Below are 14,033 nucleotides of genomic sequence, written 5' to 3' on the forward strand. Positions count from 1 at the left end.
TCTACAGAGACGACATACGTGGCACCCTCAATGCCGCGTTCAACCCCTGGGGTATCCAGAAAGGAACCCGCATGTTGCAACGCTTCCGCGTGGCCGCTCTCGCCGTCGCGCTGGGCGCCGGGACTCTCGTCCTGGCACCCACCGCCGCGACGGCGGCCGCGGACCCCGTCGTCACCCGCGTGGGGATCAGCCCCGGCCCGCCGATCGACGTCACGAACGGGGCGGTCACGGCCACGTTCCGGTTCGCCACCAAGGGGACCGACAAGGCCGAGCTCCAGCTCAAGCCCCCGGGCGACGTCAGCGTCGGCAAGCCCCTCGACCTGACGCCCACCAAGGACGGCGACTGGACCAGGTGGACCGGCACCAGGTCCTTCGACTCCACGAACGTCGGCAAGTGGAGCTGGCTCGCCGTCGCCGGCGACGCCTCCCGCGGCGGCACGTTCGAGGTCGTCGTCAAGAAGGTGCTCGACACCAAGATCGTCGACTTCGACGCCAACCCCGACTTCGTGGACCGGGGCGACCTGATCAAGGTCTCAGGGCGGCTGCTCGCCGACGGCAAGGGGTACGGCGGGCAGTCCGTCGCGCTCACCTTCCGCGCGCGCGGCACCGACGCCTACCGTACGGTCACCAAGGTGACGACCGGCGCCGACGGCTCGTTCAGCGCGAACGTGCGGGCCCGCGAGACGGGCTGGTGGCGGGCCGAGTTCGCGGCCACGTCCGCGGCCAAGGGCTCGGTCAGCGACGCCGACAGGGTGGACGTCAGGCGCGGCGAGCTCGCCAGCAGGATCGCCGGCTTCGACGCCCGGCCCGAGCCCGTGGACAAGGGCGACCGCCTCACGTTCACCGGCGCCCTGCAGGTCGAGGGCCGCGGCGGCGTGCCCGGCGAGCGCGTGTCGATCTTCTTCCGGGCTGGCGGCGCGCACCGGTGGGAGTACGTCACCAGCGACGTGACCGGCCGTGACGGCCGCTTCTGGGCCTCCGCCACCGCGCAGACCTCGGGCTGGTGGCGCGCCGAGTACGCGGGCACCCGCGGCGTGCGCGGCTCGGTCAGCGACGCCGACTGGGTGCGGGTCGACCAGCCCGCCCCGCCGCCCGCCAAGGCCGACACGCGGCTGATCAAGTTCAACGCGTACCCGGAGCCGGTCAAGCGCGGCAAGTACGCGAGGTTCACGGGCAAGCTGCAGATCGACGACGAGGGCACCTGGGAGGGCTACCGGGGCAAGGTGGCGCTGTACTTCAAGCGTGCGGGCTCGCACAAGTGGCAGTACGTGAAGACCACCTGGTCGAACGGCAGCGGCCGCCTCTACACCAAGGTCAAGGCGTGGAACTCGGGCCGCTGGCGGTTCGTGTTCGCCGGCGACGAGGACGCCTACGGCGACACCAGCAGCTCGGACTACGTCCGCGTGAAGCGCTGACCGGCTGACCGCCTGATCGACGCCTGAGGCCCGGGGACACCACCCCGGGCCTCAGCTTTGCGGCGGCTATTCCGCCCGCCTGAACTGCGCGATCCCGACCGCCAGCAGCGCCAGCCCCAGAGCGGCCACGACCCCGATCTCCAGCAGCACCGGCACCTGGAAGTCGAACCACCGGACCCCGGGGTTCAGCACCGCGTTCACCTGCGCGCTCACGTCCAGGTGCGAGAAGACCGCCTCCCGCATCGGGTCCACCGCGTACGTCATCGGGTTGACCACGGTCAGCACGTGCAGCCACGAGGGCAGGTTGGCCAGCGGGAACATCGCCCCGGACAGGAACATCATGGGCATGATCGCCATCTGCATCAGCCCGAAGAAGGTCTGCATGTTCTTCATCCGGGCGGCCAGCATCACCCCGAAGGCGGTGATCGTGAACGCCGCGAGGAACATCTCCGCCAGCAGCGTCACGAAGAGCGTGGGCGAGTAGGGCACCCCCACCAGCCCGGCCAGCGCCAGGATGACGACGCCCTGCCCGGTGGCCACGATGGCGCCGCCCAGGCACTTGCCGACCACGATCGCGCCCCGGGAGACGGGCGCGACCAGCATCTCCCTGAGGAAACCGAACTCGCGGTCCCACACGATGGACCCCGCCGAGAACATCCCCGTCATGATCACGGTCATGGAGATCATGCCGGGATACATGAACGTGCGGTAGTCGACCCCCGGGATCGACCCCTGTACCAGCGACCCCAGCCCCGTGCCCATGACGAACAGCCAGAGCGCGGGCTGCACGAGCATGGACAGCATGCGGGTGCGGTCGTTGAGGAAGCGCAGCATCTCCCGGTGCAGCACGATCTTGATCGCCCGAAGGTCGTGCCCGGCGCCGCGGACCGGCACGCGGACGCCGACGGTCTGTGTCGCCATGGCTATCGCCTCACCATCGCTCGCATCCACGCCTTGTTGTCGGTGCCGGCCTCGGCGTCGCGGATCGTGGAGCCGGTGTACGACATGAACACGTCATCCAGGGACGGCCGCGAGACGCTCACCGACTTGATCGGCATGCCGAGCTCGGCGAACAGCCTGGGCACGAACTCCTCGCCCGAGGCCACCGCGAACGTGACCGAGCCCTCGCGCACGGCCGCCTCCAGGCCGAACCGCTCCCGCAGCGCCTTGATCGCCTTCGTGTCGTCGGCGGTCTGGATCTGCACCCGGTCCTTGCCGACGCTGGCCTTCAGCGCCTCCGGCGAGTCGATGACGACGATCTCGCCGTGGTCGATGATCGCGATCCGGTCGCAGTACTCGGCCTCGTCCATGTAGTGGGTGGTCATGAAGATGGTGATGTCCTCGAGCAGCCTGAGCTGGTTGATGTAGCCCCAGATGGCCGAGCGGGTCTGCGGGTCGAGCCCCACGGTCGGCTCGTCCAGGAAGAGCACGCGCGGCGAGTGCAGCAGGCCGCGGGCGATCTCCAGACGCCGCTTCATGCCGCCGGAGAACGTCATCACCTTGGCGTCCTTGCGGTCCCACAGCGCCACCATCTCCATGACCTGGCGGATCCGGTCGCCGACCATGCCCTTGGGCACGCCGTACAGCTCGGCGTGGAAGCGCAGGTTCTGCTCGGCGCTCAGGTAGCTGTCGAGGGTGGGGTCCTGGAAGACCAGGCCGATGTTCCTGCGCACCTCGTCGCGGTCCCTCACCACGTCGTGGCCCGCCACGGTGGCGCTGCCGCCGGTGGGGTTCACCAGCGTGCAGAGCATGCTGATGGTGGTGGTCTTGCCGGCGCCGTTCGGGCCGAGGAAACCGAACACCTCGCCGGGGCGCACCTCGAAGTCGACGCCCTTGACGGCCTCGACCTTCCCGTACGCCTTCCGCAGATTGCGAACGGCAATCGCCGCGTCGGCCGTCATTCAGTCCTCCGCCAGGATCTGGAACATGGACCTGCGGGTCTTCTTGATCAGCTCCTTGGCCTGCGCCACCTGACGGGGGCTGGCCGTGCGGACCAGGTGGGAGAAGGCCTCGTTGAGCTGGCCCCAGAGCGCGCGCAGCTCGTGGTGGTCCTGCGGCACCGAGCGGGCGACCTCGTCCCACGGCGCCTCGTCGGCGTGCCTGGCCGCGTGGCGGCGGCCCTCATGCGTCAGGCTGTACGTACGGCTCCCGCCGGACTCGTCGCCCGACACCAGTCCCTCGTCCTCGAGCTGCTGGAGCGCCGGATAGACCGAGCCGGGGCTGGGCCGCCACACGCCGCGGCTGCGCTCCTCGATGCCCTGGATCATCTGGTAGCCGTTCTGCGGCTCCTCCAGGAGCAGCGCCAGCAGCGCCGCCCTGACGTCGCCGCGGCGGACCCGCGGCGCGGGCGTCTCCCAGTGCACGACCGCGCCGAACCCGGGGCCGTGCGAGGGCGGAGGAGGCGGCTCGAACGGGGGCGCGCCGAACCTGCCCGGTCCCGGCGGGCGCATCGGAGGGGGCGGTGGACCATCCCAGAAGTCAGGATCGCGCATGATTCCTCCAACTATCGAGATATCTTGACGATATATCTAGATAGTTGGCATGAGCAAGGGCATGTCGGGCATAGCGCTGGAAGTTAGCGAGCGTTAACGGAGGCGTCGATCGCCGCCCGCGCCATGGCGCGCAGCAGCGGCCGCATGTCCTGCGCGGGCAGCTCGCCCGCGCTGTGCGGCGTGGAGTTGAGCAGCCCGAACACGGCGTGCGTGGCCGCCCGCAGCCGCGCGGCAGGGCACGAGGGGTGCAGCTCGGCCAGCACGGCCACCCACTCCTCGACGTAGAGCCGCTGCAGCCGCCTGATCTGCCTGCGCTCCGGCTCCGGCACGTTGCCCAGCTCCCTGTCGTGCACCGTGATCAGCGCCGGCTGCTCGAGCGCGAACGTGATCTGCACGTTGAGCAGCGCGTCCAGTGTCTCCTGCGGATCCGGGTACGAGGTGACCACCGCGGCGGCCGACTCGCGCAGCCGGGAGCTGACGTCGAGCAGCATCTCTGACAGCAGCGCGTCCTTGCCGCTGAAGTGCCGGTAGAGCGCGGGGCCCGAGACGCCGACCGCGCCGCCGATGTCCTCGATCGAGACCCCGTGGAAACCGCGCGCGGCGAACAGCCGGGCCGCCGCCTCCAGGATCTCCCTGCGCCGGTTGCCGCGATTCCGGGTAGGTGAAGACGTAGTGGTCACGTCTCACATACTAGACGAGTACGTTAATGATGACTAACATCTCGTGCCATGAGAGGGGAGTCATGAGCGACTGGCCCGTGCTGAAGTCGGCCGCCGATCCCGGCGGCGAGGCGTACAAACGCAATGCGGAGCTCAACGAGCGGCTCGCCGCCGACCTGCTCGAACGCCTGGCGGTCGCCGCCATGGGCGGCCCGGAGCGGTCGCGCAAGCGGCACGTCGAGCGCGGCAAGCTGCTGCCACGCGACCGCGTCGACGGCCTGCTCGACCCCGGCTCCCGCTTCCTGGAGCTGTCGCCGCTGGCCGCGAACGGACTCTACGACGACCAGGCTCCCGCAGCCGGGATCATCACGGGCGTCGGCAGGGTCTCGGGCCGCGAATGCGTGATCGTCGCCAACGACGCCACCGTCAAGGGCGGCACGTACTATCCGATCACGGTCAAGAAGCACCTGCGGGCGCAGGAGGTGGCCCTGCACAACCACCTGCCGTGCGTCTACCTCGTGGACTCCGGCGGGGCGTTCCTGCCCAAGCAGGACGAGGTGTTCCCCGACCGTGAGCACTTCGGCCGCATCTTCTACAACCAGGCCACCATGTCGGCCCGCGGCATCCCGCAGATCGCCGCCGTGCTCGGCTCGTGCACGGCGGGCGGCGCGTACGTGCCCGCGATGAGCGACGAGGCCGTCATCGTGCGCGGCCAGGGCACGATCTTCCTGGGCGGCCCGCCCCTGGTGAAGGCGGCCACCGGCGAGGAGGTCACGGCCGAGGAGCTGGGCGGCGGCGACCTGCACGCGCGGGTCAGCGGCGTCACCGACCACCTTGCCGAGGACGACGCGCACGCGCTGGCCATCGTCCGCGACATCGTCTCCACGCTCGCCCCGCGCGCCCCGCGCCCCTGGGACACGGTCGCGCCGGAGCCGCCGAGGCACGACCCGCGCGACCTGTACGGGATCGTGCCCGGCGACACGCGCCAGCCGTACGACGTGCACGAGGTGATCGCCAGGATCGTGGACGGCTCGCGCTTCCTGGAGTTCAAGGCCGAGTACGGCTCGACGCTCGTGACCGGGTTCGCCCACATCCAGGGCCATCCGGTGGGCATCGTGGCGAACAACGGCATCCTGTTCAGCGAGTCCGCCATGAAGGGCGCGCACTTCATCGAGCTGTGCGACCAGCGCCGCATCCCCCTCGTCTTCCTGCAGAACATCAGCGGCTTCATGGTGGGCAAGGCCTACGAGGCGGGCGGCATCGCCAAGCACGGGGCCAAGATGGTCACCGCCGTCTCCTGTGCGCGGGTGCCCAAGTTCACCGTGGTCATCGGGGGGTCCTTCGGGGCGGGCAACTACGCGATGGCGGGGCGGGCGTACTCGCCCAGGTTCCTGTGGATGTGGCCGAACGCCCGCATCTCGGTCATGGGCGGCGAGCAGGCCGCCAACGTGCTCACCACCGTCGGCACCGCCGACGCCGACGCGATCAGGGCACAGTACGAGCACCAGGGAAACCCGTACTACTCCACGGCCAGGCTGTGGGACGACGGCGTGATCGATCCGCTCGACACCCGCACCGTCCTCGGACTGGCGCTGTCCGCGGCGGCCAACGCCCCGCTCGAGCCCGCCGGTTACGGCGTCTTCCGGATGTGACGCGATGTTGTTCGACCGTGTTCTGATCGCCAACAGGGGCGAGATCGCCGTACGCGTCATCCGCACGCTGCGCACGCTCGGCATCACGTCGGTGGCCGTGCACACGCCGTCGGACGCCGGCGCGCGTCACGTGCTGGAGGCCGACCTTGCCCTCCAAGTGCCGAAATATCTGGATATAGAGGCGATTATCGGGGCGGCTCAGGCCGCGGGCGCTGAGGCCGTACATCCCGGCTACGGGTTCCTCGCCGAGAACGCCGCGTTCGCGCGGCGATGCGCGGAAGCCGGACTGGTGTTCGTCGGCCCGCCCGCCGAAGCCATCGAGGCGATGGGCGACAAGATCCGCGCCAAGGCCACCGTGTCCGCGGCGGGCGTGCCCGTGGTGCCCGGCGGAGCCGAGCCGGGCGACTCGCTGGAGTCCTGGCGCGACTTCCCCGCGCTGATCAAGCCCTCCGCCGGCGGCGGGGGCAAGGGCATGGTGCTGGTACGGTCGGCCGCCGAGCTGCCCGACGCGCTCGAGTCGGCCCGCCGTACGGCGCGGGCGGCGTTCGGCGACGGGACGCTGCTGATCGAGCGGTACGTCGAGAGCCCGCGCCACATCGAGATCCAGGTCCTGGCCGACACCCACGGCAACGTCGTGCACCTGGGCGAGCGCGAGTGCAGCCTGCAGCGCAGGCACCAGAAGATCATCGAGGAGGCGCCCTCACCCTTCGTGAGCCCCGAGACGCGCGCCCGCATGGGGTCGGCGGCGGTGGAGGCCGCGCGCGCCGTGGGGTACGTGGGGGCGGGCACGGTCGAGTTCATCGTGGACGGGACCACCGGGGCCCACCACTTCATGGAGATGAACACCCGGCTGCAGGTCGAGCACCCCGTCACGGAGCTGGTGACCGGGCTCGACCTGGTCGAACTGCAGCTTCGCGTGGCGGCGGGGGAGCTGCTGCCGTTCGGGCAGGAGGAGGTGCTGCTGGACGGGCACGCCGTCGAGGCCCGCGTCTACGCCGAGGACCCGGCCCGCGGCTTCCTGCCCACCGGCGGCCGCGTCCTGGTGCTCCGCGAGCCGGGTGACGGCGTACGGGTGGACTCGGGGCTGGTCGAAGGCGGGGTCGTGGGCAGCGAGTTCGACCCGATGCTCTCCAAAGTCGTCGCCTGGGCCCCGGATCGGGCCTCGGCGCTCAGGACGCTCGAGCGCGCACTTTCCCGCACGGCAGTCCTCGGCGTGGTCACGAACATCCCGTTCCTGCGGGCCCTCGCCGGACACCCGGCCGTCAGAGCGGGTGAGCTGGACACCGGGCTGGTCGAACGCCTGCTTCCCGAACTGGTCCCGTCCGTGGCGGTGCCCGGCGAGGTGCTCGCGGCGGCGGCGCTGGCCTTCCACGCCATGCCCCAGGGCGACGACCCGTGGGAGGTCACCGACGGGTGGCGGATCGGGGCGCCCGCCTGGACGACGTGGCGGCTGGAGTCCAGGGACGGGGTGCACGCGGTCCAGGTCCGCGGCCTGCCCGAAGAGTCGGCCGAGGTCCGGATGGACGATGAGACCGCCCCCGCGCGCCTGCGGCGCAGCGGCGTCGATCTGACCGTCACGATCGGCGGCCGTACCGACCGCTACCTCCACGTACGCCATGCCGACACCATCTGGCTCGGCAAGGACGGCGAGGCGTGGGCGCTCACCCGGCACCTCATCGGCGACCCGGGCGACCGGCCCGGCGCCGCGGCCGCGGGCGACGGCGTGGTCAGGAGCCCCATGCCCGGCACGGTCCTGGTGGTCAAGGCCCAGGCCGGCGACCGGGTGAGCGAGGGGCAGCCGCTGGTCATCGTGGAGGCCATGAAGATGGAGCACACGGTCACCGCCCCGCGCGACGGCGTGGTCTCCGAGCTGCCGGTCCAGGCCGGCCAGCCGGTCGACATGGACGCCGTGCTGGCCGTGGTGACCGGTGAGGGAGCGCCGTCGCCTGGAGGAGCGGCGGGAGCGCAGCGACCAGAGCGGGGGAAGGCGACGGCATCGAGGGCGACCGAACCCGCCTCACGGAGTGAGGCCATGGGCACGAAGGAGGCGTGATGCCGTACCCCTTGGAAGGTCTGCCGCAGCAAGTCACGATCTACGAGGTCGGTCCGCGCGACGGCCTGCAGAACGAGTCCGCTGTCGTGCCCGTCGAGGTCAAGGCCGAGTTCATCGAGCGGCTCGCGGACGCCGGGCACAAAGTGATCGAGGCGACCAGCTTCGTGCACCCGAAGTGGGTGCCGCAGCTCGCCGACGCCGACGAGCTGCTCGCCCGCCTGCGCAGGAAGCCGGGCGTGCGCTACCCGGTGCTGGTCCCCAACGTGCGCGGCCTCGACCGGGCGCTCGAACGCGGCGTGGACGAGATCGCGATCTTCGCCAGCGCCACCGAGACGTTCGCCGCCAAGAACCTGAACCGGAGCCTGGAGAGCCAGTTCGACATGTTCGAGCCGGTCGTGGCCAGGGCGCTGGACAACGGCGTGCGGGTGCGCGCGTACGTGTCGATGTGCTTCGGCGACCCGTGGGAGGGGCCGACGCCGATCGCGCAGGTGGTCTCCGTCGGGGAGCGGCTGCTCGGGCTCGGCTGCTACGAGCTGTCGCTCGGCGACACGATCGGGGTCGGCACGCCAGGGCACGTGACCGCGCTGATCAAGGCGTTCCGCCGGCCGGACCGGCTCGCCGTGCACTTCCACGACACCTACGGCCAGGCGCTCGGCAACACGCTGGCCGCGTTGCGAGCGGGCGTGACCACGGTCGACGCCTCCACGGGCGGCATCGGGGGCTGCCCCTACGCCGAGTCCGCCACCGGCAACCTCGCCACCGAGGACCTGGTCTGGATGTTGCGGGGGCTCGGCATCGAGACCGGGCTCGACCTGGACAAGCTCGTTTCCACCAGCACCTGGCTGGCGGGGCTGCTCGGCCGGCCCAGCCCGTCCCGCGTCGTGCAGGCACTGTCGAAAGGCTGATCATGCTCAAGGACGAGTACGAAGAGTTGCGCAAGACCGTTGAGTCGTTCGCCCGCGAGGTGGTCGCGCCGGTGATCGGCGACTACTACGAGCGCGAGGAGTTCCCGTACGACATCGTGCGGCAGATGGGCGCCATGGGGCTGTTCGGGCTGCCGTTCCCCGAGGAGTACGGCGGGATGGGCGGCGACTACTTCGCGCTGTGCGTGACGCTCGAGGAGCTGGCCCGCGTCGACTCCAGTGTGGCGATCACGCTGGAGGCCGCGGTGTCGCTGGGCGCGATGCCGATCTACCGGTTCGGCACCCAGGAGCAGCGTGAACACTGGTTGCCCAAGCTGACCTCGGGGTCGGCGCTGGGCGCGTTCGGTCTGACGGAGCCGGGTGGCGGGTCCGACGTGCCGGGTGGCATGCGTACCACGGCCGTGCTGGACGGGGCCGAATGGGTGATCAACGGGACGAAGGCGTTCATCACGAACTCCGGCACCGACATCACGGCCGTCGTCGGCGTGGCCGCGCTCACCGGCGAGCGGGAGATCTCCACGATCCTCGTGCCGAGTGGCACCCCCGGGCTCGAGGTGTCGAAGAAGTACTCCAAGGTCGGCTGGAACGCCTCCGACACCCGCGAGCTGTCCTTCACCGACTGCCGCGTCCCCGCCGCGAACCTCCTGGGCGAGCGTGGCCGTGGCTACGCGCAGTTCCTGCAGACGCTCGACGAGGGCCGCATCGCCATCGCGGCGCTCAGCGTCGGGCTGGCGCAGGGCTGCGTCGACGAATGCCTCAAGTACGTCAGGGACCGCAAGGCGTTCGGCCACCCGATCGGCCACTACCAGGCCATCCAGTTCAAGATCGCCGATATGGAGGCCCGCGCGCACACCGCCCGGCTGGCCTACTACCACGCGGCGGAGCGCATGGAGGCGGGGCTGCCGTTCAAGAAGGAAGCGGCGATCGCCAAGCTGGTCTCCTCGAACGCGGCGATGGACAACGCCCGGGACGCCACGCAGGTGTTCGGCGGCTACGGCTTCATGAACGAGTTCCCGGTCGGCCGCTTCTACCGCGACGCCAAGATCCTGGAGATCGGGGAGGGCACGAGCGAGGTGCAGCGCATGCTCATCGCCCGCCAGCTCGGGCTGGGCGACCTCTGAGCACCACAGAAGGCGGGAGCGTGGTCGGGTCTCCCACTTGATCTCACCACGCCGTCGCCACGCAAACGGAGAAACCGTGCAGTTTGCGTGAGGAACGCCGGAAGATCTAGTGTCGTCTTTCATGACGGCTGACGATCTTCTCATCAGGAGGGCGGAGAAGGCGGACGCGGACGCGGTGTTCGCGCTGGCCCGCGAGTTCGGGCTGACGTTCAGGCCCGAGCGCGAGGCCTTCGACGCCGCCCTCCCCGAGCTGCTGGCGAACGACGACGCCCTGCTGCTCACAGCCGTCGTCGGCGGGCGCGTCCAGGGCTACCTGCTGGGGTTCGTCCATCTGACGCTGTTCGCCAACGGGCCGGTGGCGTGGGTCGAGGAGGCCATGGTCGGGTCGGGTTCGCGGCGGCAGGGCATCGGGCGGGCCCTGCTGGAGGAGTTCGAGCGCTGGGCGCGGTCGCGGGAGGCCGGATATGTGGCGATGGCCACACGGCGGGCGCCCGAGTTCTACCACGCGCTGGGCTACGAGGCCTCTGCCACGTTCTTCCGCAAGGTCCTGCGCTGATCCCTGCTGTGGGGGGTTGCTCCTCCCGAGTGGGCGGCGGGGAATCTGTCATCGCCGGATGGCATTCTTAGGGCGTGAGTATCCACGCCGTCAGCCCCCGGTTCGTCGGGCGAGCCCCCGAGCTCGCCGCTCTCGGCGACGCGCTGGCCAGGGCGCGTGCCGGCGCGTCGTCCACCGTGCTCGTCGGTGGCGAGGCCGGGGTCGGCAAGACGCGGTTGATCAAGGAGTTCACCGATCGGGCCGACGCCCTGGTGCTCGTCGGCGGGTGTCTGGAGCTGGGCACGGAGGGCCTGCCGTTCGCGCCGTTCACCGCCGTGCTGCGCGGGCTCGTGCGCGAGCTCGGCCGTGACGGCGTCGCGGCGCTCGTTCCCGGTGGCACCACGCGCGGGCTCGCGCGGCTGCTGCCCGAGTTCGGGGAGCCCGACAGGGACGGCCCCGAGGCGCGGGCGCGGCTGTTCGAGCAGGTGCTGGGGCTGCTGGAGCGGCTGGCGGAAGAGCGTCCCGCGCTGCTGATCGTCGAGGACGCCCACTGGGCCGACCGCTCCACCCGCGATCTGCTGTCGTTCCTGGTCCGCTACCAGCGCAGCGCGGCGGGCCTGCTGATCGTGGTGACCTACCGCACCGACGAGCTGCACCGCACCCACCCGCTGCGGCCGCTCCTCGCCGAGCTGGGCCGGGTCGAGTGGGTGAGCCGGGTCGAGCTGCGCAGGCTCACCCGCAGGGAGGCCGTCGCGCAGGCGGCGAGCATCCTGGAGCGGGAGCCGTCCCCCACCGACATGGACCTGATCTACGCGCGCAGCGAGGGAAACCCGCTGTTCGTGGAGGCGCTGCTCAGCGACACGGGCGGCCCTGACGCGCTGCCGGAGTCGCTGCGCGACCTGCTGCTGGCCAGCGTCGAGCGGCTGCCCGAGGAGACGCAGGAGCTGCTGCGCGTGGCCAGCGCCGGCGGGCAGCGCATCGAGCACGACCTGCTCTCCGCCGTCGCCGGGTTCGACGAGAGCGCGCTCTCCCGCGCGCTGCGGCCCGCGGTGGCGGGCAACGTGCTCACCGTCGACGGCGAGGGCTACTGCTTCAGGCACGCGCTGATCCGCGAGGCGCTCCACGACGACCTGCTGCCCGGCGAGCACACCCGCCTGCACACCCGCTTCGCCGAGGCGCTGGAGCGCGACCTGTCGATCCTGCCCGTGCCGCGCGGCGCGATCGAGCTGGCCCACCACTGGCACTCCGCCCACGACTCCACCTGGGCGCTGGTCAGCGCCTGGCACGCGGCCGCCGCCGCCCGCAAGTCCACCGCCTACGACGAGCAGCTCGGGATGCTCTCCAGGGTGCTCGAGCTGTGGGACCAGGTGCCCGACGCCGCCGAGCGCATCGGTCGCGACCGGCTCGACGTGCTCGCGCAGACGGCCACGGTCGCTCACCTCGCCGGAGAGTACGAGCGGTCCATCGCCCTGGCCGGCGCCGCCCTGGCCGAGCTCGACCGCGACGCCGACCCGATCAGGTCGGCCAAGCTGCTGCGCCAGCGCGGCCTGACCCGCTACGACCTCGGCCGCCCCGGCTACATCGACGACCTGCGCGAGGCGGCGGAGCTGGTCCCCTCCGACAAGCCCAACAAACTACGCGGCCAGGTCCTGGAGAACCTGGCCCGTATGCTCCACGCGCGCGAGCTCTGGCCGGAGAAGCTCGCCACCGCGCGGCTCGCGATCCAGATCGCCCACGAGGTGGGCGACGCCAGGGTGGAGGCGCACGCGCTGATCGACCTCGCCTGGGCGCGCTTCGGCTTCTCCGAGATCGAGGCCCAGATGGAGGCGTTCGCGGAGGTGCGCAGGATCGCGCACCGCGACGGGGCGTTCAACGCGTTGATGCGCTGCGCCATCTCCGAGTCCGACGCGCTGGAGGGGGCCGGGCGGCACGAGCGGGCCGCGCAGGTGGCCCGCGACGGGATCGAGGAGGCGGGGCTCTACGGCCTGGCGCGCACCTCGGGCACGTTCCTGTCGATCAACCTGGCCGAGCCGCTGGTGTCCCTCGGGCGATGGGACGAGGCGCTGGAGGTGATCGAGCACGCGCTCGACCTCACCCCGCCCGCTCCCTACCGGGCCAGCCTGCAGGGGTTCGCCACCGACATCGCGCTGGCGCGCGGGGAGCTCGATCAGGCGGACAAGCTGCTGGGGGCGTCGCGGAGCGTGCTGTCGCGCGGCACCTTCCGCGATCAGACGGTGCTGCCGCATCTGTGCAGGCAGATACGGCTGCTGCAGGCCCGCGGGCAGCTGGAGGCGGCTCTGGAGGCGGCCGCTCAGGCCATGGAGGAGCGCGACCTGCTGGAGACTCCGCGTTACTCCTGGCCGGTGCTGGTGACCGTCGCCTCCTTGCTCACCTCCGTGGTGCCGCAGTCCGAGCTGGCGGCGTCACTCATGGCCCGGCTCCGGGCGCTGGGGCAGGAGGTCGAGACCGACGGCGATCTTCAGCAGGCGCACCGGCTCACGTTCACGGCGCTGATGGGTCCCGAGTCGCCGCAGGGCGACGACGCCGTCGATGCGGTCGCGTGGCAGTTCAAGGCGTGGGACCTGGCGGTGGGTGCGTGGGCGGCGCTGCGGCAGCCGTACGCCGAGGCCCAATCCCTGATGGGTGCGGCTCAGGCGGCGCTGGCGTCCGGCGACCGGCAGGAGGCCGCCGCGCGGCTGGGCCGCGCGCGGGAGCTCGCCGGGCGGCTGGGTGCGGCGCCGCTGCTGGAGCAGCTCGACGTCTTCGCGCGGCGCGCCCGGATCGGGGGCTCCGAGGAGGCGGCCGACGGGCATCCGCTGGGGTTGACGGCTCGGGAGCTGGAGGTGCTGCGGGAGGTGACGAACGGGCGGAGCAACCGGGAGATCGCCGAGGCGCTGTTCATCTCGGTCAAGACGGTGAGCGTGCACGTCTCCAACATCCTGGCCAAGCTGGGCGTCGCCACGCGAGGCGAGGCCGCCGCCACCGCCCACCGCCTCCGGCTGTTCGACACCGCCATGTGATGCCTGCAGCGTGCCGAGGTACGGCCCGGCCGTGACACTCCCCGCCTGAGCGCGCGTCGCGGCGCCCATTGGCGGGGCGGTGCTACGAGGGCGCTGTTCCGGGTAGGGCGGCGGCCTGGTGGGGCGGTGCACCAGGGGTGCTGTTCCGGGTAGGGCGGCGGCC

At 71.3% G+C, this 14,033-nt stretch carries 11 protein-coding genes; 7 read left to right on the plus strand and 4 right to left on the minus strand.

The features are described from left to right. The first annotated feature begins 71 nt into the window (after positions 1-71). Entirely contained in the window at positions 72-1,415 is a 1,344-nt protein-coding gene (locus tag ACIBVN_RS00165) for a hypothetical protein (protein ID WP_397130962.1), read from the plus strand. A 66-nt stretch (positions 1,416-1,481) separates the two neighbouring features. On the opposite strand, the gene ACIBVN_RS00170 is transcribed toward ACIBVN_RS00165, so the two are convergent. The 4 genes from ACIBVN_RS00170 to ACIBVN_RS00185 form a co-directional block, all read right to left on the minus strand. Continuing rightward, a complete protein-coding gene (locus tag ACIBVN_RS00170; protein WP_397130964.1) occupies positions 1,482-2,336 on the minus strand; it encodes an ABC transporter permease in 855 nt (284 codons plus the stop codon). A 2-nt stretch (positions 2,337-2,338) separates the two neighbouring features. Further along, complete coding sequence (locus ACIBVN_RS00175) at positions 2,339-3,316, minus strand: ATP-binding cassette domain-containing protein (protein ID WP_397130966.1); 978 nt, start codon at positions 3,314-3,316, stop codon at positions 2,339-2,341. Beyond that, positions 3,317-3,907: a PadR family transcriptional regulator gene (locus ACIBVN_RS00180; RefSeq protein ID WP_397130968.1), complete on the minus strand. Its 591-nt coding sequence runs from the start codon at positions 3,905-3,907 to the stop codon at positions 3,317-3,319. Positions 3,908-3,990: 83 nt separating this feature from the next. Then, complete coding sequence (locus ACIBVN_RS00185) at positions 3,991-4,587, minus strand: TetR/AcrR family transcriptional regulator (RefSeq protein WP_397130970.1); 597 nt, start codon at positions 4,585-4,587, stop codon at positions 3,991-3,993. A gap of 62 nt (positions 4,588-4,649) precedes the next feature. On the opposite strand from ACIBVN_RS00185, the gene ACIBVN_RS00190 reads away from it, so the two are divergent. The 6 genes from ACIBVN_RS00190 (at position 4,650) to ACIBVN_RS00215 (ending at position 13,870) form a co-directional block, all read left to right on the plus strand. Continuing rightward, complete coding sequence (locus ACIBVN_RS00190; protein WP_397130972.1) at positions 4,650-6,218, plus strand: carboxyl transferase domain-containing protein; 1,569 nt, start codon at positions 4,650-4,652, stop codon at positions 6,216-6,218. A gap of 4 nt (positions 6,219-6,222) precedes the next feature. Next, on the plus strand, positions 6,223-8,271 hold the full coding sequence (locus ACIBVN_RS00195) for an acetyl/propionyl/methylcrotonyl-CoA carboxylase subunit alpha (protein ID WP_397130974.1): 2,049 nt from the start codon (positions 6,223-6,225) through the stop codon (positions 8,269-8,271). Next, on the plus strand, positions 8,271-9,176 hold the full coding sequence (locus tag ACIBVN_RS00200) for a hydroxymethylglutaryl-CoA lyase (RefSeq protein ID WP_397130976.1): 906 nt from the start codon (positions 8,271-8,273) through the stop codon (positions 9,174-9,176). The genes ACIBVN_RS00195 and ACIBVN_RS00200 overlap by 1 nt, the downstream gene beginning before the upstream one ends. 2 nt (positions 9,177-9,178) lie before the next feature. Then, positions 9,179-10,315, plus strand: a complete 1,137-nt coding sequence (locus tag ACIBVN_RS00205) for an acyl-CoA dehydrogenase family protein (protein WP_397130978.1) — start codon at positions 9,179-9,181, stop codon at positions 10,313-10,315. Positions 10,316-10,436: 121 nt separating this feature from the next. Next, positions 10,437-10,871, plus strand: coding sequence for a GNAT family N-acetyltransferase (locus ACIBVN_RS00210; protein ID WP_349453256.1), 435 nt, complete (start codon positions 10,437-10,439; stop codon positions 10,869-10,871). 74 nt (positions 10,872-10,945) lie between these two features. After that, positions 10,946-13,870, plus strand: coding sequence for an AAA family ATPase (locus ACIBVN_RS00215; protein ID WP_397130980.1), 2,925 nt, complete (start codon positions 10,946-10,948; stop codon positions 13,868-13,870). Positions 13,871-14,033: the final 163 nt, after the last annotated feature.

The organism is Nonomuraea sp. NPDC049400 (genome assembly GCF_044466425.1).
GTDB lineage: Bacteria > Actinomycetota > Actinomycetes > Streptosporangiales > Streptosporangiaceae > Nonomuraea.

Bases quoted from the DNA above. Each gene is read 5' to 3' on its own strand.
- ACIBVN_RS00165 (WP_397130962.1), top strand. From the start codon at position 72: ATGTTGCAACGCTTCCGCGTGGCCGCTCTCGCCGTCGCGCTGGGCGCC.
- ACIBVN_RS00170 (WP_397130964.1), bottom strand. From the start codon at position 2,336: ATGGCGACACAGACCGTCGGCGTCCGCGTGCCGGTCCGCGGCGCCGGG.
- ACIBVN_RS00175 (WP_397130966.1), bottom strand. From the start codon at position 3,316: ATGACGGCCGACGCGGCGATTGCCGTTCGCAATCTGCGGAAGGCGTAC.
- ACIBVN_RS00180 (WP_397130968.1), bottom strand. From the start codon at position 3,907: ATGCGCGATCCTGACTTCTGGGATGGTCCACCGCCCCCTCCGATGCGC.
- ACIBVN_RS00190 (WP_397130972.1), top strand. From the start codon at position 4,650: ATGAGCGACTGGCCCGTGCTGAAGTCGGCCGCCGATCCCGGCGGCGAG.
- ACIBVN_RS00195 (WP_397130974.1), top strand. From the start codon at position 6,223: ATGTTGTTCGACCGTGTTCTGATCGCCAACAGGGGCGAGATCGCCGTA.
- ACIBVN_RS00200 (WP_397130976.1), top strand. From the start codon at position 8,271: ATGCCGTACCCCTTGGAAGGTCTGCCGCAGCAAGTCACGATCTACGAG.
- ACIBVN_RS00205 (WP_397130978.1), top strand. From the start codon at position 9,179: ATGCTCAAGGACGAGTACGAAGAGTTGCGCAAGACCGTTGAGTCGTTC.
- ACIBVN_RS00210 (WP_349453256.1), top strand. From the start codon at position 10,437: ATGACGGCTGACGATCTTCTCATCAGGAGGGCGGAGAAGGCGGACGCG.